Origin of the sequence: Aeromicrobium sp. REDSEA-S32_B7, from assembly GCF_001626145.1 — a bacterium.
Taxonomy (GTDB): Bacteria; Actinomycetota; Actinomycetes; order Propionibacteriales; family Nocardioidaceae; genus Aeromicrobium; species Aeromicrobium erythreum.
On record NZ_LUNF01000036.1, the window covers coordinates 1 to 19,851 of the forward strand.

15 protein-coding genes are annotated in these 19,851 nt (G+C 70.7%); 8 read left to right on the top strand and 7 right to left on the bottom strand.

What is annotated here, in order from left to right; all coding sequences use genetic code 11:
- Positions 1 to 60: 60 nt before the first annotated feature.
- From A6Q79_RS02535 to hrpB, 4 genes are all read right to left on the bottom strand, one after another.
- Positions 61 to 990, bottom strand: a complete 930-nt coding sequence (locus A6Q79_RS02535; RefSeq protein ID WP_286689262.1) for a toll/interleukin-1 receptor domain-containing protein — start codon at positions 988 to 990, stop codon at positions 61 to 63.
- 330 nt (positions 991 to 1,320) lie between these two features.
- Positions 1,321 to 2,955: an MFS transporter gene (locus A6Q79_RS02540; protein WP_286689263.1), complete on the bottom strand. Its 1,635-nt coding sequence runs from the start codon at positions 2,953 to 2,955 to the stop codon at positions 1,321 to 1,323.
- A complete protein-coding gene (locus A6Q79_RS02545; protein WP_286689264.1) occupies positions 2,952 to 3,575 on the bottom strand; it encodes a TetR/AcrR family transcriptional regulator in 624 nt (207 codons plus the stop codon). The genes A6Q79_RS02540 and A6Q79_RS02545 overlap by 4 nt, the downstream gene beginning before the upstream one ends.
- Before the next feature lie 121 nt (positions 3,576 to 3,696).
- On the bottom strand, positions 3,697 to 6,222 hold the full coding sequence (gene hrpB / locus A6Q79_RS02550) for an ATP-dependent helicase HrpB (RefSeq protein WP_286689265.1): 2,526 nt from the start codon (positions 6,220 to 6,222) through the stop codon (positions 3,697 to 3,699).
- A 249-nt stretch (positions 6,223 to 6,471) separates the two neighbouring features.
- On the opposite strand from hrpB, the gene A6Q79_RS02555 reads away from it, so the two are divergent.
- The 3 genes from A6Q79_RS02555 to A6Q79_RS02565 all read left to right on the top strand — a co-directional run bounded on the left by A6Q79_RS02555 (position 6,472) and on the right by A6Q79_RS02565 (position 10,729).
- Positions 6,472 to 7,497: a hypothetical protein gene (locus tag A6Q79_RS02555; RefSeq protein ID WP_286689266.1), complete on the top strand. Its 1,026-nt coding sequence runs from the start codon at positions 6,472 to 6,474 to the stop codon at positions 7,495 to 7,497.
- A 750-nt stretch (positions 7,498 to 8,247) separates the two neighbouring features.
- On the top strand, positions 8,248 to 10,170 hold the full coding sequence (locus tag A6Q79_RS02560) for a pyruvate dehydrogenase (protein WP_286689274.1): 1,923 nt from the start codon (positions 8,248 to 8,250) through the stop codon (positions 10,168 to 10,170).
- A gap of 70 nt (positions 10,171 to 10,240) precedes the next feature.
- Positions 10,241 to 10,729, top strand: a complete 489-nt coding sequence (locus A6Q79_RS02565) for an Lrp/AsnC family transcriptional regulator (RefSeq protein WP_067859468.1) — start codon at positions 10,241 to 10,243, stop codon at positions 10,727 to 10,729.
- A gap of 11 nt (positions 10,730 to 10,740) precedes the next feature.
- Here A6Q79_RS02565 and A6Q79_RS02570 read toward each other — a convergent pair whose 3' ends face one another.
- On the bottom strand, positions 10,741 to 11,349 hold the full coding sequence (locus tag A6Q79_RS02570) for a TetR/AcrR family transcriptional regulator (RefSeq protein ID WP_286689267.1): 609 nt from the start codon (positions 11,347 to 11,349) through the stop codon (positions 10,741 to 10,743).
- Positions 11,350 to 11,459: 110 nt separating this feature from the next.
- Here A6Q79_RS02570 and A6Q79_RS02575 point away from each other — a divergent pair, with 110 nt between their 5' ends.
- From A6Q79_RS02575 to A6Q79_RS02585, 3 genes are read left to right on the top strand one after another with little or no spacing between them, the layout of a single operon-like run.
- On the top strand, positions 11,460 to 12,431 hold the full coding sequence (locus A6Q79_RS02575) for a fumarylacetoacetate hydrolase family protein (protein WP_286689268.1): 972 nt from the start codon (positions 11,460 to 11,462) through the stop codon (positions 12,429 to 12,431).
- A gap of 18 nt (positions 12,432 to 12,449) precedes the next feature.
- Positions 12,450 to 13,097, top strand: a complete 648-nt coding sequence (locus tag A6Q79_RS02580; RefSeq protein WP_286689269.1) for a VOC family protein — start codon at positions 12,450 to 12,452, stop codon at positions 13,095 to 13,097.
- Between the two features lie 2 nt (positions 13,098 to 13,099).
- Entirely contained in the window at positions 13,100 to 16,165 is a 3,066-nt protein-coding gene (locus tag A6Q79_RS02585) for a solute carrier family 23 protein (protein ID WP_317695994.1), read from the top strand.
- Positions 16,166 to 16,892: 727 nt separating this feature from the next.
- On the opposite strand, the gene A6Q79_RS02590 is transcribed toward A6Q79_RS02585, so the two are convergent.
- On the bottom strand, positions 16,893 to 17,255 hold the full coding sequence (locus A6Q79_RS02590) for a DUF3052 family protein (RefSeq protein ID WP_067859449.1): 363 nt from the start codon (positions 17,253 to 17,255) through the stop codon (positions 16,893 to 16,895).
- Between the two features lie 19 nt (positions 17,256 to 17,274).
- Positions 17,275 to 18,024 carry a tRNA (guanosine(46)-N7)-methyltransferase TrmB gene (trmB, locus tag A6Q79_RS02595; protein ID WP_317695997.1) on the bottom strand — a complete coding sequence of 250 codons (750 nt, stop codon included), beginning with the start codon at positions 18,022 to 18,024 and terminating at the stop codon, positions 17,275 to 17,277.
- A 36-nt stretch (positions 18,025 to 18,060) separates the two neighbouring features.
- Here trmB and A6Q79_RS02600 point away from each other — a divergent pair, with 36 nt between their 5' ends.
- Both A6Q79_RS02600 and A6Q79_RS02605 read left to right on the top strand, forming a co-directional pair.
- A complete protein-coding gene (locus A6Q79_RS02600) occupies positions 18,061 to 18,606 on the top strand; it encodes a DinB family protein (protein ID WP_286689273.1) in 546 nt (181 codons plus the stop codon).
- Between the two features lie 133 nt (positions 18,607 to 18,739).
- Positions 18,740 to 19,591 (top strand): Bax inhibitor-1/YccA family protein, encoded by an 852-nt coding sequence (locus tag A6Q79_RS02605; RefSeq protein ID WP_067859440.1) that lies wholly within the window; start codon positions 18,740 to 18,742, stop codon positions 19,589 to 19,591.
- Positions 19,592 to 19,851 lie beyond the last annotated feature (260 nt).

Below are 19,851 nucleotides of genomic sequence, written 5' to 3' on the forward strand. Positions count from 1 at the left end.
CCCTACGCCTGAACACCCGCCCACGCCAGACCCTCGGATGGAAGACTCCAGCCCAGACCCTCAACGAAGGGCTACTTGCAACAACCGGTTGAGCCCAACGACGGTCATGATCGCGACTACTGCCGGAATGTGACGGAGTTCGAGCAGAGCGGGCATGCCGCTGTCCTGCTTCGCCGCTCCCTGCGCAAACGCTCGGATACCGGTACGCCAGGGGTCGAGATCGTTCCCAGTGCCCCATCTCGTCGCGACCTGGAGGGAGGCGCAAAAGGGTTCGGATAGCTTCCAGAGGTCGTGCGCCTGGGCCGCGACCTTCACGTAGATCTCTTCTCCTAAGCCCTCCATAGGCCCTGCAACGCGGTCCCTATCCGCTACGACTTCACTAACCCTCTGCACCTCTCGGGAGATCAACTCGTCGAGCTCGATACGCCGCGCCTGCTCCAGCAACATGTCTTTGGTCATGCGTCGCAGCAGGTCCGGGCGGTTCACCGCCGTGGCCTGCTCTACGGCCGCCATGGCCGTCGCAGCATCGAGGCGCTTTTCGCCCATCAGGCGATGGATGGTCGTCACCAGCTCGACAGATTCTCTTGTGTACTGGTCGCCGAAGAGGTCGGAGTAGTTGAGGTCGCCCAAGACCCGCCCCGCCCCCAGGTCCCATTCGGGAACCGGCCCCCCGTCGAAACGCACAGGAATCAGCCAGGTTCGCCCTGGAGGCATTTTGCGGAACTCTTCGACTGCGAGAGTCAGTTCTTCGTTCTGGTACGACTTTTCGCGCGCACGCGACTCATCGGAAAAGCAAGCTAGGAACACGAGGGAGCCGTCCCGCACCGCTTCACGGATCTTCGCTTTCCAGATGTCCCCAGGTCCTAGAGACTTGCGATCTCTCCAGTAAGGAATCTGCGCCGCTTCAAGGACTTCGCACAGTCGATCGACGGCCTCCGTGTCTTCCTTCACGTATGACAGGAAGACGTGCTTTCCATCGACATCGCTCATGCGTTCGACCATATACGTCGGAGGGGACAACTAACGGCCTCACGCAATTGACTCGCAGGGCAGCGGACGTCGAGTCGGAGGCATAGTTCGTATCGCGAAGCGGGCCTTCGTGACATTCACCGACACTACGTTGAGCCCGAGGTAGCTGCTGCCTCCTCTTCGGGGCAGTGCTTCTGGGGCCGCTCGTGTGTTGCCGGGACAAATGTCACTGCGCCTGTCGGCCAGGCGAAACGTATCGACGTCTTCACCCCAAGATCTCGGCGCTGGCACCCGACCTAGAGGACTGGCCCCAAGAGTCGGGTGCTCAATGGAGGGCACCCGACGTCAGGATCAGACGGCGACGCCCTCCGGCCCGTCCGTCGCCAGCTCGTCGTGCTTGACGTTCAGCAGCAGCCAGATGATGGCCGAGGCGGTCCAGATCATGAAGGCGCCGACGAGGAACGCGTGGGTCGCGCCCTCGGTGAAGGCGGCCTGGCCGATGAGGGCGTTCAGTCGGTCGGCGGCGTCGGGGGAGGGGGCGGCACCCGACCCGGACGTGGCCTGGAGGGCGCCGCCGATCTCCTCGCCGCGGTTGGTCGAGAAGTGCAGGGCGACGGTGGACAGTGCGGCCAGGCCGATGGCGCCGCCCACCTGCTGCATGGTGTTGAGCACGCCCGAGCCGATGCCGGACTCCTCCGAAGGGATGCCGTGCACGGCCACCAGGGTCATCGTCACGAACACCAGGCCCATGCCGAACGCCATCAGGATGATGAACGGCGCGATCGCGGTCCAGTAGTTCACGTCGTCGCTCAGCGAGCCGCTGCCACTTGCGATGCGCAGCAGGTGGGCGGGGCTGTCGTCGACGCTGATCCGCGAGAAGCCGAACAGGGCGATGCCGGCCAGGATCGTGCCGACTCCGGCGATGAACCGCGGGTCCATGCGCGCGATCAGCTTCGACGAGAGGGTCGCGCCCATGACGATGCCGACCGTGAACGGCAGGAACGCGAAGCCCGTGTGCAGCGGGCTGTAGCCGAGCACGTTCTGGACGAACAGCGACAGGAAGAAGAACATCGCGAACATGGCCGCCGGGGTGATCATCATCGAGGCGAACGCGACCGAGCGGGCGCGGCTGGCGAAGATGTCGAGGGGCAGCAGCGGGCTCTTCACCGAGCGCTCGATCACGATGAAGCCGACGAGCAGCACGGCCGAGACGACCAGCGGCACGACGGTCGAGGTGTCGCCCCAGCCGTAGCGCTCGTCGCCGGCCCGGGACAGGCCGAAGACCAGCGCGGCCAGACCGAGGGTGCCGCTCAGGGCGCCGGGGATGTCGAGCGGCAGGCGCTGCGGCTTGCTCTCGGGCAGGAACCGCGGCGCCAGGAACGCCGCCACCAGGCCGATCGGCACGTTGATGAGGAACGTCAGCCGCCAGCCCTCGAGGTTGCCCAGCTCCAGGCCGGTCAGCCAGCCGCCGAGGATCAGGCCGATCGCCGCGCCCACACCCGACAGCGCGGCGTAGACGCTGAACGCGCGGTTGCGCAGGGGGCCCGCGGGGAAGGTCGTCGTGATGAGCGCCAGGGCGGCGGGAGCGGCCAGCGCCGCGCCGATGCCCTGCAGGCCGCGCGACGCGAGCAGCATCGGCTCGTTCTGGGCGAGTCCGCCCAACGCCGAGGCGACGGCGAACACGACGAGGCCGGTCATGAAGATCCGGCGACGACCGTAGAGGTCGGCCAGGCGGCCGCCGAGGAGCAGCAGGCCGCCGAACGCGAGGGCATAGCCCGTGACGATCCACTGCAGGTTCGCCTGGCCGATCTTCAGGTCGGTCGCGATGTAGGGCAGGGCGATGTTGGCGATCGTCGCGTCGAGCACGACCATCAGCTGCGCGATGCAGATGATGACGAGCGCCCAGCCCAGCCGGCGGTTCGTCTCGGGAGTGAGGTCCTCCGGCTCGGTGAGGTGACTCCCGGCGTCGGGGGTGGTGTCGGTCATGAGGGGTCCTTGGGGGTCTGGTCGGGGGAGTGGCGCAGGACGGCGGGGAGGATCACCTGGTCGATGACGGCGGCGACCCTCTCGGGGGTGGGCACCTCGCCGAGGACGAACTCGCGGTGCAGCACGATGCCGGCAAGGGCCGGCCCGACGATGTCGAGGTCGACATCGTCGCGGACCTCACCACGCTCGCGGGCACGGGCGAAGAGCTCCTGGGTCGCCTCGACCTTGGGGCCGAGGACCCGGGTGCGGAAGCCGTCGGCGAACTCGGCGTCGCGGCCGAGGGCCGTGAGCACGGCGCTGAAGATCGCGATCTGACGCTCGTCGGTCAGCCCCCCGCGACCGCAGTGCGAGGCGAGGAGGTCGCCGCGCAGGCTGCCGGTGTCGGGCACGGCCGCGAGAGGACCCTTCTGGGCGAGGACGGCCTCCAGGACGAGGCTGGCCTTGGTGTCCCAACGGCGGTACAGCGTGGCCTTCGACGCTCGCGCGGCGGAGGCCACGGCGTCCATCGTCAGGCGGTCGTAGCCGACGTCGGCCAGGACGTCGAGCGCTGCCTCGAGGATCTCGTGCTCACGCTCGCCCTCCACGCGAGGACGGGCGGCTGCGGCTTCGGCCGGGGTCATGGTGCTCCTGGTGCGACGGTCGCGGATGAAACGAAACGGTATCGTTCTTTCCGATGGTACGGGCACGTTTCATCGCGGCGCAACCCCTGCGCGTCGAGGATCCTCGACGCGCTGCTCGGCGTCACCGCTGGTCGCGTGTCGGCTTCGTCCGTCGGGTCGGGGTGGCGCTGCGGGGATCGTCGGGCCAGGCGTGCTTCGGGTAGCGCCCACGAAGGTCGGCGCGGACGCCCGGGTAGCCGTTGTCCCAGAAGGAGTCGAGGTCGGCGGTGACCGCGGCGGGTCGACGCGCGGGGGAGAGCAGGTGCAGCAGCACCGGGATCCTGCCGTCCGCCAGGGTCGGCGTCGCGGTCCAGCCGAAGACCTCCTGCAGTCGGACCGCGAGCACGGGCTGCTCCTGGGCGTAGTCGATCCTCACGCTCGACCCGCTGGGGACCTCCACCCGCTCGGGCGCCAGGTCGTCGAGCCGGCTCGCGTCGGGCCAGGGCAGGAGGGCGCGCAGGGCCGAGGTGACGTCGATGCGGCGGAGGTCCTGGGCGGAGCGGACGCGCGCGAGCTGCGGTCCGAGCCACGACTCGAGGGTCTCGGTCAGGGCGTCGTCGCTGACGTCGGGCCACGGGGCGCCGATCGCGCGGTGGAGGAAGTCGAGACGGGCGCGGAGGGCGGTGGCCGACTCCGACCAGGTGAGCAAGTCGATGCCCTCGACCTCCAACGCCTCCCGGATGGCTGCGGTCACCGCGTCGGCCGGCGGGTCCTTGATCGGGACCGACGAGAGCTCGATCGCGCCGAGCAGCGTGCGGCGGCGCGCCCGCACCCGACCGTCGACCCAGGTGACCTCGTCGACCTCGGTCCACGACGAGCCCGCGGCCTCGAGCGCGAGGTCCTCGGTGAGGGGCGCGGCCGAGCGGATGCGGGCCTCGCGCTGCCCGGACCGTCGGTCGGCGTCGGCGACAGCCAGCCACTCCAGGCCAGCCAGCGGGCTGGGGTCGCGGGGGTCGAAGGCAGCGCCGGTGCCGCCGGTCATCAGGTACACCGATCCGCCCGCGCGCTTCCGCGCGACGCGGTCCGGGTGGGCGAGAGCCACGACCAGGCCGACGGCGACGTCGTCGGTGAGCGATCGTGCACCGGTCGCCTCTTTTGCGTGCTCCTTCGCGATGGCCTCGAGCCGCTTCACCTGGTCGCGCCACGGCCCCGACCGGTGGCCCGAGCGCAGCGAGCGGAGCGCCGCGACGAGGTCGCCGCCGGGTGAGCGGACGTCCTCGCCCAGCATCGCCACCACCTCGGCCGCCCGCCGGGCCCCGACGAGTGGGGACCCGTCGATGAGCGCTCGCGCGAGCCGCGGGTCGACGGGCACGCTCGCCATCACGCGGCCGCGGGCGGTCGCTCGTCCGTCGTCGGTGGTCGCGCCGAGCTCAAGGAGCGTCTGCCGTGCCGTGGCCAGGGCGTGCTCGGGCGGCTGGTCAAGCAGGGCCAGGTCGCGCACGTCGTCGCTGCCCCAGCAGGCCGCCTCCAGCGCGAACGCGGTGAGGTCGGCGGTGGCGATCTCGGGCTCCGGGTGGTCGGCCAGGCGGGCGTGCTCCTCCTTCGACCAGCAGCGCAGCACGGCACCCGGTCCGAGACGTCCGGCGCGACCCGCCCGCTGCTCCGCGGCCGCCTTGCTCACCGCCACCGTCACGAGCGACGAAAGCCCGCGACGGTGGTCGGTGCGCGGCTCGCGCGAGAAGCCGGCGTCGACGACGACCCGCACGCCCGGCACGGTCAGCGACGACTCCGCGACCGCGGTCGAGACGACGACCCGGCGACGCGGACCTTCGCTGAGCGCACGGTCCTGCTCCGCGCCGGGCAGGCGTCCGTGCAGGGGGCGCACGTCGGCGTCGACGTCGTGCAGCCGGCGCATGGTCGCGTCGACCTCCGCGACGCCCGGCACGAAGACGAGCACGTCGCCCTCGTGCTCGGCGAGCGCCCGGCGGACGGTCGAGGCGACGTGGTCGTGGAAGGCCGGGGTGATGCCGCGGTCGTCGGTCCGACGCACGCCGGGAGGCGCCGAGGACCACATGGACTGCACGGGGTGCAGGGCGCCCGGGACGTCGACCACCGGCGCCGGCTCCTCGACCGAGGCCAGCAACCCTGCAGTCCGCTCCGCCTCGACGGTGGCCGACATCGCGATGAGGACGAGGTCGTCGCGCAGGTTGGCGCGGACGTCGACGAGCAGCGCGAGGGTCAGGTCGGCGTCGAGGTGGCGCTCGTGCACCTCGTCGAGCACGACCGCGCCGACGCCGGCCAGCTCGGGGTCGTGCTGGATGCGTCGCAGCAGGAGCCCGGTGGTGACGACCTCGACCCGCGTGCGCCGACTCGTCTTCCGGTCACCGCGGACGGCGTACCCGACGGTCTCGCCGACCGGCTCCCCGAGCAGGTGCGCCAGCCGTCGCGCGGCGGCGCGAGCGGCGATCCGGCTCGGCTGCGTGACGACCACGCGACCCTCGACGGCCACCGCGACCGCAGGCGGGACGAGCGTCGTCTTGCCGGTCCCGGGAGGAGCCTGGACCACCGCGACGCCCCGACCTCGCACCGCCTCGCCCAGCGCAGCCAGCCCCGCGACGACCGGCAGGTCGGGCGGCGCGGCGAGGAGGTTGTGGAGCGGGTCGGGCACGTGTGCAGTGTGCCTGAGGGGTGCTGCCGCGATCTCGAAAGATTGCAAAGCAAGCGATCTCTCTTCTGAAAGCTTGCTTTGCGGTCAGGCTCTTCCGCTGGCGAGGTCGACGTGCTCGTTACTTCCGGCACAGTTCTTTCTGTCGGTGGAGGTAGGGATGCTGACCGTGTGTCGAGCTCACCTCCTACCGCGACCGCCGGATACCCAACTTTTGATGCCGACGCCTTCACGTCGGCTACTCAAACGTGGATGCAGGGGCAGCCGGAACCGGCAAAGGCTCAAGTTCGTCCGGCGGCAGAGGGCGGCAATCCCCTCGCTTCGGCATTGCTTGCTTGGTTTCTGCATCAGCAGGGAGAAGCCGGCTGGCGAGAGGCGATCCCATTCGCAGAGACTGCGGTGCGGGGAGGGTTTCCACAGGCGGCCGGATATGTCGTTGGCACGATGATGGGAGATCCATCTCTTCGGTCGAAGGCGGTTGACCTCGCTCGACTCGCGGCCCCACTCGGCCTCAACTATGTCGATCCTCTCGGTCAAGCGGTCAACTTCGCTCAGCAAGGGGATGTCGCGGGAGTGGGCGCGATGACTTCGCTGCCCTGGACGACTCCGTTTCCAATCGAAAGTGATCAGTGGACGACCGTGCTGGAGGCCGCCAGGTCGTCGTCGTCCGCAATCGACTCTGTGCGCAAAGAGGCGGAGGATCGTGCAGAGAAGTTGCGATCAGCTGCCGATGAGCTCTCAGAGCACTTCGAGAGCAGCAAGGCAAGCATCGACTCGCAATCGTCTCGCTTGAAAACCCTGATCACCCAGACCACTAACGCGCAAGCCTCCTCTTTTTTCGACTCGGAGGCGCAGGCTGCCGAGGGGCAGGCCAACAAGGCGTGGAATGTGGGAATTGGGATCGTCGTGTTCGGCGCTTTCCTCTCTCTCATTCCCCTGATTGCTCACTACTGTGCCCTCTTCGGCGGTCATGGTCTTCGGCTGTCGGAGACTCAAGTCCTCGGAGCCCATTTGACCGCCGCACTGGCTTTGGCTGCGGTCGCGGGCGTGCTGTTGACGCGGTCTCGGGTACGCGACAGAAACCGACAGCGAAATCGGGACCTCTCCGTGGCTCTCAACACCATGTTCGCCTACGGGGAGCAGATCGAGGACGCGACGGAGCGGCAACGTTTCATTCACGACATGGGTCGGACGGTGATCGAGGCGTATCTGCAACAAGACTCAGCGGGTCCTGATGATGGGCTCTCGGGCATTCTGAGTGCCCTCATCAGGCGATAGTCAGCACCACGGTTGTCCTGCCGGATGAAACCGGTCGTGCGGTGAGTCTTGTCGCTCAGGGAGGGCGACGCTGACCGGACGGTCGGCCTTGGTGACGGCCGTTCACTGCGAAGTGTCGCGTAGAGACTGAATCGTGCTCTCAGCGGCACATTTGCGCTGCAGCTGCGTCTCAACTCGCACGAAAGTCACGTATAGAGGCGAACTCGGTCATGATGCTTCCTCGCGACGAACGTCGAGAGCCACCCTGGACCTCCGGGCGATCCCCGGACGCCGTCGCGGTACGCCACGTGGTCGTGGACGCGGGCCCAGAAGGCTCGCGGCGACCCGCTGGGCGACCGCCCGTCCTGCGACCGAGCGAGGCCCCGATGACCGAGCTGCTCCCTGCCCCCACGTCCGCCGACACCTCCGCGACCCTGCGGGAGGTGGCCGAGCGAGTGCGGTGGATCGCCACCGCCATCGTCGACGCCGCCAACCACGGGCGGCCGAACGCATCGGGGGTGAAGGTCGGCGGGCACCAGGCGTCGAGCGCGTCGATGGTCGACATCATGACCGCCCTGTGGTTCTCCGAGCTGGAGCGCGACGACCGGGTGTCGGTCAAGCCGCACGCCTCGCCGGTGCTGCACGCCGTCAACTACCTCCTCGGCGACCTCGACGCCTCCTACCTCGGGCGGCTGCGCGAGAAGGGCGGCCTGCAGAGCTACCCCAGCCGGCTCAAGGACCCCGACACTCGGCATCGGCGCGACGGCCGCGATCTGGGCCGCGCTCGCGCACCGCTACCTCGACTCGCGCGTCGCCGACGTCGCCCCCGCAGGACGGTTCATCAGCCTCGTCGGCGACGCGGAGCTCGACGAGGGTGCCGTGTGGGAGGCCGTCGCCGACCCTGCCGTCGCCGGGCTCGGCGAGGTGCTGTGGGTGGTCGACGTCAACCGCCAGTCGCTCGACCGTGTGGTGCCGGACGTGCAGGTCCACCGCCTCGAGGGGATGTTCGAGGCCGCGGGCTGGCAGGTGCTCACCCTGGCGTGGGGCCGGACGATCACGTCCCTCTTCGAGCGCCCCGGAGGCGCCGACCTGCGCCGCCGGCTCGAGTCGATGCCCAACGAGGAGTACCAGCGGATGCTGCGCGCCGACCCGGCCGAGCTGCCCGACCGCATCCTCGGCGACGACGCCAGCGCGGAGCTGACGGCGCTCGTCGGGTCGCTGTCCGTCGCCACCCTCGCCGAGGCCGTGCGCGACCTGGGCGGGCACGACCTCGACCTCCTCGTCGACACGTTCCGCCACGTCGACACGCACCGACCGACGGTCGTCCTCGCCTACACGATCAAGGGCCGCGGGCTGCCGATCGAGGGCCACCCGGCCAACCACTCCGCGCTGCTCACCGAGGAGCAGATGGACGCCTACGCTGCGGAGGTCGGTGCCGACCGCGCCGACCCGTGGCGGGCGTTCGAGCCCGGCTCCGCCGCCGACCAGCTCTGCCGCCGACGGGGTGAGGCGCTGCGCCGCGAGCCCGTCGCCACACCGACCGTCGACGCCCTGCCCGTGGCCCTGGGCCGGTCGCACCGCGCCCCGGTGTCGACGCAGGCCGCACTCGGCCGGTTCCTCGTCGACCTCACGCGCGAGGCGCCCCAGGTCGCGGGGAAGGTCGTCACCTGCAGCCCCGACGTCGCCTCCTCCACCAACCTCGGCGGCTGGATCAACAAGACCGGTGTCTGGTCGGCGCAGGACCGACGCGACTGGTTCGCCGACGACGCGCAGCGCACGCTGCGCTGGGCCGAGGGCACCGGAGGTCAGCACATCGAGCTCGGCATCGCCGAGGTCAACCTGGTGGGCCTGCTCGGCGAGCTCGGCACCACCTGGAGCCGGTGGGGCGAGCGGCTCATCCCGCTCGCGACGCTCTACGACCCCTTCGTCGCCCGGGCGCTCGAGCCGTGGTCGTACGGCATGTACGCCGGCGGCCAGTCGATCCTGGTCGGCACGCCCTCGGGCGTCACGCTCGCGCCCGAGGGCGGCGCGCACCAGTCGATCACCACCCCGTCGATCGGGCTCGAGCAGCCCGGCTGCGTCGCGTGGGAGCCGGCGTTCGCGCAGGACCTCGAGTGGTGCCTGCTCGCGGCGATGGGCCAGGTGGGCCGGCCCGACGGCACGTCGGCGTACTTCCGACTGTCGACCCGTCCGCTCGACCAGACGGCAGCCCGCCTCCCCGACGACCCCGACCTGCTCGAGCGACGTCGACGGCACGCCGTCGCGGGCGGCTACCGGCTGGGCGACCCCGCTGGTGGTGACGACGTGACCCTCGTCGGCGTCGGCGCGGTCATGCCCGAGGTGCTGGCCGCCGCCGACAGGCTCGCGTCAGTCGGCGTCCGGGCGGGCGTCGTGTGCCTCACCAGCCCCGACCTCGTCTACCGCTCCTACGACGCGCGCGGTCGCGTGGGCGCGCACCACGCGAGCGACATCGCGGAGGTGCTGTTCCCGGCCGCGCACCCCGCCCCGCTGGTCACCGTGATGGACGGCCACCCGCACACGCTGTCGTTCCTCGCCGGCCTGCGAGGCGACCGGCTGGTCGGGCTCGGCGTCCGCGAGTTCGGCCAGTCGAGCGACGTCGACGACGCGTACCGCCTGCACGGCATCGACACCGCCTCCATCGTCGATGCCGCGCTCACCCTCGCCGGACGGTGACCGTCCGCCGGCACCCGTGGTCGGAAGCAGGCCTGCCCTACCCTGGGTGCCTCCGACAGGGAGGTGCGTGATGGCGCAGGCCGGTGACGGGTCGCGGGCGACCCCACGGGCGGCACGTCTCGACGACGTCGACCGCCGTCTGCTCGACCTGCTGCGCCGCGACGCGAGGGCGCCGGTCAGCGAGCTGGCGCGGGCGGTGAACCTGTCGCCCGGCCCGGTCAGCCGCCGGATCGACCGCCTCGAGCGGATCGGCGTGATCAAGGGCTACGTCACCGTCGTCGACGACCGGGCCGCCGGCGACCTCGACGCGTTCACCGAGATCCGGCTCACCGGCGACACCGAGACCGGCGAGCTCGAGCAGCTCCTACGCGGGATCGAGGAGGTGCAGAACGTCTTCACCATCGCGGGCGACCCCGACGTGCTCGTTCGGCTGCGCGTGCACGACGTCGACCACCTGCAGCGGGTGGTCAACCGCATCCGCCGCACCGGACGCACCACGCACACGAAGACGCTCATCGTCATGCGCGACTGGGCGCGCGGCGAGGACCTCGACGACTGACCGAGGAGCCGTCAGGCCGGCGGCTCGGGGAGCGCGTCGAGGCTGGTGAGCAGCACGTCGACCGCCCACGTGGTGAGCGTGCCGACGTCGAGCGTGTCGTCGGCCGCCACCTCCTCGGCGCACGTGTCGAGCACGGCCACCCAGCTGCTCATCGCCACCCGGTGCAGGGGGGAGAGCGGCTGGGGCAGGCCGACGACCTCGGCCACCGTGGCCGCGCCCTCGAGCCGCGCCTCGCGCAGCAGCTGCCGCACCTCCGGCTGTGCCGCGGCGGCGCCGTGCAGGAGCGCGAGGTACCCCTCGCGATAGGTGGCGAGGAACTCCAGGTGGCGCCCGACGAAGCCCTCGAGCCGCTCCCGGACGGTGGTCTCGTCGGGGCGAGGCGCCTGGTGCGCGCTCACCTCGGCGAGCACCTGCCGCAGCGCCTCGGCCGCGATCCCGCGCTTCCCGCCGAAGTAGTACGACACGAGCCCGTGCGCCACGCCTGCGCGCGCGGCGACGTCGCCGACGCCCACGTCGTCGTAGCCACGCTCGACGAACAGGGCGATGGCGGCGTCGAGGAGTGCCTGGCGCCGGTCCACGCGGGGTGGTCGCGGCGTCCGTGCCTGGTCCTGCGTCGTCACGCCACCACAGTAGGCCACCCGTCTCGATCTTGACGACTGGTCAAGTTCTTGACTCACGATCAAAAAGCGTCCTACGGTTGGGGGAGAGAGCCGTCGACGAAGGAGCACCTGTGGCGACCAACCTGCTGCGATACCGGACCGGCGCGTCCGCGGACCCGGCCTGGGGCGTGCTCGGTGTCGACGGCTTCGTCGCCCCGCTCGACGGCGCCTACGCCACCACCGGCGACCTCGTCGAGCACGGCGAGGACGACTGGCGGGCTCGTGCCGCCGAGTCCGGCTCGGTCGCGCTCGACGACGTCGAGGTGCTCTCGCCGGTCACCACCCCGTGCCGCGTGATGTGCCAGGGCGTGAACTACCGCGAGCACGCGATCGAGTCGGGGATGGACCCCGACGCCCTCGACTTCAACCTGTTCTTCGACAAGACCGACGCGTCGGTCACCGGACCGTTCGACGACGTCGTGCGGCCGGCCCACGTGCGCCTGCTCGACTACGAGATCGAGATGGCCCTGGTGCTGCGCAGCCGCGTGCGCGGGCCGGTCACCGTCACGCGCGATAACCTCGCCGACCACGTCTTCGCCGTGACCGTCGCCAACGACCTCTCCGCCCGCGACGTCCAGCTGCCGCAGGGCCAGTTCCTCAAGGGCAAGAGCTACCGCGGGTTCTGCCCGGTGGGCCCGTACCTCACCGTCCTGGAGCGCGACGAGATGAGCCTCATCGACGAGCTCGACCTGACGCTCGCGGTCAACGGCGAGGTGCGCCAGCACGACAGCACGCGCCACCTGCTCCACAAGCCGGCCGAGACCCTGACCGAGCTGAGCACCTTCTGCGACCTCGACCCCGGCGACCTGCTGCTCACCGGCACGCCGTCCGGCATCACGGCGGGCTCGCCGCCCGCCGTCGTGCGACGTCTGGCCACCGCGATCCTCGGCGAGCGTCGGCTCTGGCAGGCGTTCGTGCGCACCAACCTGAAGAAGCCGTACCTGGTGCCGGGCGACGTCGTCACGGCGTCCATCAGCCACCCGCTGGGAGCCGCCGACCTCGGCACCCAACGCACCACCATCGTCGCCCCACGCGACGTCTGACGCCCCGAGAGGACGACCATGGCACAACAGGACGAGCGCACCGCCGAGCGCACCCCCGGTCCCTGGGACGAGGCCCCCGACTTCCTCGCCCACTGGGTGGTCAAGACGGCCCGGCGGCGCGAGATGACCGAGTGGTACGCCACCGTGTTCGGCGCGCGCGTGGTGCACGAGGACTCCGAGCTCACGTTCCTGAGCTGGGACCACGAGCACCACCGGTTGGCGCTGATCGGCGTGCCCGGCTTCGTGCGGTTCCTGTTCCCGTTCGCGCGGTACCGCCGCAAGATCTACGGCGTCGACCACCTGGCCGTGCAGTTCCTCTCCATCGAGAAGCTGCTCGACACCTACGAGCGGCTGAAGGGTCGCGGGATCGATCCCGTCTGGGCCATCAACCACGGTCCGACGACGTCGCTCTACTACGAGGACCCCGACGGCATCCGCCTGGAGTTCCAGGTCGACAACTTCCCGACCATCGAGGAGACGGCCGCCTTCTTCGGCACGAAGGAGTTCGAGAGGAACCCGATCGGCACGATGTTCGACCCCGACTACCTGCTCGCGCGGCTGCGCCGGGGCGACGACCCCGCCGACCTCCTGGTGCCGGGCGCGGGCACCCCGCCGGGGCAGAAGCCGCGGACCAACAAGAAGACGATCACGTGGAAGACGCTCTGACGGTGCCCGGCCCGCCCGTGACGATCGTCGGTGCGGGCGCGGCCGGCTCGACCCTCGCCCTGCTGCTGGCCAGCCGCGGCGTCGCCACCACCGTCCTCGAGCGTCGACGTCAGCCGCTGACGCACCCCGCGGCCCACGTCGTGAACGCGACGTCGCTGGAGATCTGGGAGAAGGCCGACCCGCTGCTCGCGTCGACCGTGGCCGCGCTGAGCCCGCCGCTGTCCGAGCTCGGCACGATCCGCTGGGCGTCGGACCTGCACGACCCGATCGCCGACCTCAACTTCCTCGACGACGCCGACGAGGTGGCTGCCGTCCGGACGTACAGCCCGTACCTGCGATCGCACGTGGGCCAGCACCAGCTGATGCGCGAGCTGTGGGCCGCGCTCGACCGCGCACCGCTCGTCACGTTCGTGCGCGGCGTGGAGGTCGAGGACCTGAGCGTCCTGCCCGACGGCACGCAGCGCGTCGGGCTGACGTCCGAGCTCGGTCGTGAGGACGTCGACAGCGCGTTCGTCGTGGCGGCCGACGGTGCCAACAGCCGGCTCCGCGACGTCGCCCGTCTCCGGCTCGAGGGGCCCGTGCTCGCGCGCATGGGCAGCGCGTTCTTCCGCGCCCCCGACCTCTACCCGGCCGGTGCGACCCGACCGCTGCTCACCTGGATCTATCGGCCCGACTTCGCCGGCGTGATGATCGCCCACGCCGACGACTGCTACGTGCTCATGACGGTCTACCTGCACCCGGGGCAGGAGGTCGCGCAGTCGAGCCGGACGTACTGGGAGTGGATGGTGCCCACCATCCTCGGCCGCGACCACGACGTCGAGATCCGCTCCACCGGCACGTGGGAGATGACCTCGCAGGTCGCCACCTCCTTCCGGCGCGGGCGCCTGATCCTCGTCGGCGACGCGGCGCACCGCTTCCCGCACACGGGCGGTTTCGGGCTCAACAGCGGCGTGCAGGACGCCGACAACCTCGCCTGGAAGCTCGACGCCGTGCTGAGCGGCGAGGCGAGCACGTCGCTGCTCGACACGTACGAGCAGGAGCGGCGACCGGTCGTCGAGCGGTTCGCGGAGTACAGCGTCGCGAACCACCTGCGGCTCGACGAGGTGACGAAGGTCGTGGGGGTGACCAACCGCTCGCTCCGGCAGGCCACGCGTGCCGTCAGCAGCCCGCCGCTCTCGTGGCTGCCGGCCCGCGTCATGGCGCCTCTCGCCGAGCGCGCCACGCGCCTGCAGCTCGGGCGCACGGCGGCCCTGCGGGGCACCACGGCGGCCGGCGAGCGCGCACGGCAGCACGTCGTCGACACCGTGCCGGGCCAGATCGAGCACTTCGTGGCCACCGGGCTGGAGTTCGGCTACGCCTACGGGGGTCGGCTGGTGGACCGCGAGCCCGGCGAGCAGCCCGTGGTCGACGAGGGCGTCCTGCGGCACCGCCCCACCACCTGGCCGGGCTGCCGCCTGCCGTACCTGCCGCTCGACGACGGACGCTCCGTCCACACGCTCGTCGAGGACCGCGGGCTCACCCTGCTGACGTTCGACCCCGACGCATGGGAGTCGTGGGTCGAGGCAGTGGGGGAGCGCCTGCCCGTCCCGGTCGTGGTGCGGGAGGTGCGACCGGCCGGCCCGCGCCCCGACGCGGTCCGGCTCCTCGAGGTGGGGGAGCGCGGCGCCGTCGTGGTGCGCCCCGACGGCCACGTCGTCTGGCGCTCCGGTCAGCCTCCGCTGCAGTCGGGCGTGCGGCTGGCGCTGTTCCTGCACCGGTCGTGGGGGGGTGCGCGACGAGACCCGTCGTTCCGCCAGAATCCCTCCATGCCCCTGAACTGGACCCTGCACCACGACGGCAAGACGATCCCCGACGGCGAGATCGTCCGGCCGGGCGAGCGGCTGACGTGGCCGCGGACCATCGGGCTCGGTGCGCAGCACGTGGTGGCGATGTTCGGCGCGACGTTCCTGGTGCCGACGATCACCGGGTTCCCGGTCACGGCCACGCTGTTCTTCTCCGGCCTCGGCACGATCCTGTTCCTCGTCCTCACGCAGAACCGGCTGCCCAGCTACCTCGGGTCGTCGTTCGCGTTCCTCGCGCCGATCGGCGCGGTTGCCGCGTCGGGTGCGTCGATCGAGGTGGCCATGTTCGGGATCCTCGTCACGGGCGTGCTCCTCGCCGTGGTGGGGGCGATCGTCGTCCGGACCGGCATCGGCTGGATCAACGCCCTCATGCCGCCCGTCGTGGCAGGCTCGATCGTGGCGCTCATCGGCTTCAACCTCGCGCCCACGGCGATCAAGAACGCCCAGGCCGGGCCGTGGATGGCGGTCGTCACCCTCGTCGTCCTCGTGCTCACCGTCGTCGTGTTCAAGGGACTCGTCGGACGGCTGTCGATCATCGTCGGCGTGCTCGCCGGCTACGTCTACGCGGCCGTCACCGGCGCGCTCGACTTTCAGCCCGTCCGCGACGCGAAGCTGTTCGGGCTGCCCGACTTCAGCACCCCCGAGGTCAGCTGGGTCTTCATCCCCGCGTTCCTCCCGGTGGTGCTCGTGCTCATCGCCGAGAACGTCGGCCACGTGCGCAGCGTCGCGCAGCTCACGGGCGACGACACGATCAACGAGCGCACCGGCCGCGCGCTGCTGGCCGACGGCATCGCGACCAGCATCGCCGGCGCCGGCGGCGGGTCGGGCACGACGACCTACGGCGAGAACATCGGCGTCATGGCCGCCACGCGCGTCTACTCGACGGCGGCCTACTGGGTGGCCGGCGCCATCGCGGTCCTGCTGTCGTTCTCGCCGAAGATCGGGGCGCTGATCAACACCATCCCGACGGGTGTGCTCGGCGGCGTCACCATCGCGCTCTACGGCCTCATCGGCATCGTCGGCATCAAGATCTGGATCGACAACCACGTCGACTTCTCGGTGCCGGTCAACCAGCTCACCGCCGGCGTCGCCCTCGTCATCGGCATCGGCAACCCCGAGCTGAAGGTCGGCGACATGGTCTTCAACGGCATCGCCCTCGGCACCATCGCCGCGCTCGTCGTGTTCCACGTGATGACGTTCGTCGAGAAGCGGCGACAGACGGTCTGAGCCGGCTTCGCAGTCGCGTCGCAGCGGTCTCGCAGCACCTGTGCCGAGGCTCCTTCGTGTGGCCGGACGGACCGTCCACACGAAGGAGGACCGATGTCCACGTTCCGACAGAAGCTGCTCACGACCCTTGCCGCGGTCGTCGCGCCCCTGGCCCTCGTGGCCGCCCCGGCTGCGTCGTCGCAGGCTGCCGAGACCGATGCCGCCAGCGGCCGGTGGGTGACGGTGAAGCCCGGCTACGACCCGAGCCAGATCGGCCCCGGAGACAACCGCGTCACCCGTGGGGGGATCGACGGACTCGGGAGCAACAGGTCGACCTACTGCGCGGGCAAGACACAGCCCGGCACGATCCGACTCAAGAACTACCTGCAGCACTACTTCCCGACGACCCGCGCCAGCGGCCTCTACAACTGCCGCAAGATCGCCAACAGCAACGAGTGGAGCCTCCACGCCGAAGGTCGCGCGGTCGACCACTTCCTCAACGTGAACAACGCGGCGCAGAAGAAGGCCGGCGACGCGATCCTCTACGCGTTCACCAAGAAGGACAAGAACGCGGTGCCCGCCGGCCTGGCGCAACGGTGGGGCGTGCAGGAGATCATCTGGAACTGCAAGATCTGGACGGCGGCCCGCGCCGACGAGGGTGTGCGCGCCTACGGACCGAGCCCGCGTGACGCGCGCCGGCCACCGCCACGACGCGCCCCGCGACCTCTCTGCCGCCGTCGGGGCGCCGTCAGTCCTGCGCGAGCCGCATCGCGGCATGGGTCTCGTCGAGCAGGAGGGGTGCGGTGGCTCCCCAGCCGTGGTCGTGCACGGCCTCCGCGACGGCCTCCGGCGACACCGTGGCCATCGGGAAGCAGGCCCACACGAGCGGAACGGTGGACAGCCGCGGCAGCGCGTCGTCGAGCTGGTCGGTCAGGACGTCGAGGTCGTCGGCGAGCAGCACGGTCGCGTCGAGGTCGTCGGCGTCGTGGTCGAAGACCTCCACGCCCTCGGGCAGCGGACGCAGCAGCGACGTCACCGCCGTCGTCCCGCCCACGGCCCACACGCGGAAGCCGTCGCCGATGCCGAGCAGGTCGGCGGTCGTCTCGCTCATCGCGCCAGTCTAGGGTCGCTCAGCGCGTCGGCCGGGCCGCGAGGTCGTGGATCACGCGCCCCTTCGCGAGGCCCTTCTGCTCGAACTTCGTCAGCACCCGCCCCTCGAACCGCTCGACCGGACCGCCCTCGACGTGCGGGCTGTCCGCCACCACCTCGGCCATCTGCTCGCCGTAGTCGGCCCAGTCGGTCGCGAGCCGCCACGTGCCGCCCGGCTCCAGCACCCGCGCGACGAGCTCGGTGAAGGGGACGGTCACGAGCCGCCGCTTCTGGTGCCGCTTCTTGTGCCACGGGTCCGGGAACCAGGTCCACAGCTCGTGCACCGACTCGGGCTCCAGCGCGGTCGCCAGCGTCTCGGTCGCGTTCGCGACGGCCAGCCGGACGTTCGTCACGCCGGTCGCGCGCGCCTGCACGAGGGTCTGCGCGACGCCCGGCACCCACACCTCCAGTGCCAGGAAGTTCCAGTCCGGGTGGCGCTCCGCGGCTGCCACGACGTTCTCGCCGCGTCCGCTGCCGATTTCGACGACGAGCGGGGCGTCGCGGCCGAACGTCGACGCAGGGTCGCCCCGCCAGTCGGGGTCGACCGACGTGCTCGGGCCGGCGCGGGGCACGTCGAGCACGTAGGCCTCGGCCAGCTCGTCCCACGCCGACTGCTGCTTCTCCGTCAGACGCCCTCCGCGCCGCGTGAACGACACCGGCTCGCGGCGGTAGCGGGGCGGCTCGTCGGGAGCGGTGGCGGGATCTTGCGGCAGGTCGGCAGCGTCGGGCATGGCTCGAACCCTAGGACGTCCGCCACGATCGTCGGCATGAGCACCACCGACGCCTCCCGCGACCCCGCCATCGCCCCCGACGAGAAGGACTGGACGTGGGTGCTGCGCCAGCCCTGCTCCGAGTGCGGGCTCGTCGCGGGCGAGGTCGAGGCCGCCGCCGTCGGCACCCTCGTGCGCGACTCGCTGCCCCGCTGGCGGCAGGTGCTCGACCGGGCCGACGTCGCTCGGCGTCGTCGCCCGGACGTCTGGTCCGACCTCGAGTACGCGTGCCACGTGCGCGACGTCTTCTCGGTCATGCACGACCGGCTCCGTCTCATGCTCCTCGAGGACGACGCACGCTTCGCGAACTGGGACCAGGACGCCACAGCCGTCGACGACGACTACGCCGGCCAGCGCCCCGCCGACGTCGCGCCCGCGCTCACGACTGCGGGGGAGCGACTCGCGGCAGCGGTCGACGCCGTGCCGGCGGACGCCTGGGGCCGCACCGGGCAGCGGAGCAACGGCTCGACCTTCACCGTGGAGACCCTCCTGCAGTACCTCTGGCACGACGTCGCGCACCACCTCGTCGACGTCGACGCGTGACCCCCGCGCTCCCTTTGGTTTCAGGAAGAAACCAGTCCGGATCGGGATAGATTCGCGCATCTCCCTCGTTATGTAGGGTGAGGTCACATCGACCTCCTCAGAAGTGCTGAGTACTGATTCCCTGGAGGGAACCATGCAGAGCAACAACCCCGTGTTCAACCGATCCGAGGGGTTCAACGGCCGTGGTGCGGCCACGACCCGCTCGGCAGATCCGTCGCAGTGGAAGATCGACCTCGACGGCTCGGCCTCGCAGCCCAGCCCGACCCACACCACGGGCCGCGGCACGGGCTTCATGACCATCGAGTCCACGGTCGAGAAGACCGCGCTCACGCTCGGTGTCGTCGTCGCCACGGCCGCTGCGGCCTGGTTCCTCATCGGCGACATCTCCACCGACCAGGCTGCGGTGCAGAAGGCGTTCGGCTTCGCGTTCGCCGGCGCGATCGTCGGCTTCGGCCTCTCGCTGGTCAACTCGTTCAAGAAGATCATCAGCCCGGCGCTCGTCCTCGCGTACGCCGCCGCCGAGGGTGTCTTCGTCGGCGCCTTCTCCAAGGTCGTCTCCGGCTACGTCGGCGACCCGACGATCGTGTTCCAGGCCGTCCTGGCCACCATGGTCGCCTTCTTCGCCACGCTCGGTGCCTACAAGTTCTTCAACATCCAGGTCACCGACAAGTTCCGCAAGGTCGTCACGATCTCCATGTTCGCCTTCGTCGGCGTCATGCTGGTCAACTTCGTCCTCAGCATCACGGGCGTCCTCGAGTCGGGCGGCCTGCGCGGCATGACCGGCCTCGGCCTCGTCGTCTCGGCGATCGCCGTCGTGCTGGCCGTCTTCATGCTGATCATGGACTTCGACTTCGTCGAGCGCGGCGTCGAGGCCGGTCTCCCGGAGCGCGAGTCCTGGCGTGCGGCCTTCGGCCTGACGGTCACCCTGGTCTGGCTCTACATCGAGATCCTGCGCATCCTCGCCATCCTGCGCGGACAGGACTGACACCCGCAGCACCCGACCGACGGCCGGTCACCCCTCGGGGTGGCCGGCCGTCGGCGTTCCGTGGTCTCGACGCGACAGCGACGCCGCCGGTCGAGTAGTCGCCGCTGCGACGAAGGAGCTGGCGGCGACGTATCGAGACCACTCTGGGCTGTCGCTGTGGGTTGGCCCGCGCTGGGCTGTTGCCGGGTGGTCTCGATACGCAGGGACCTCGCAAGCTCGTCCCTGCTACTCGACCAGCGGAACCTGCCGCTGGTCGAGTG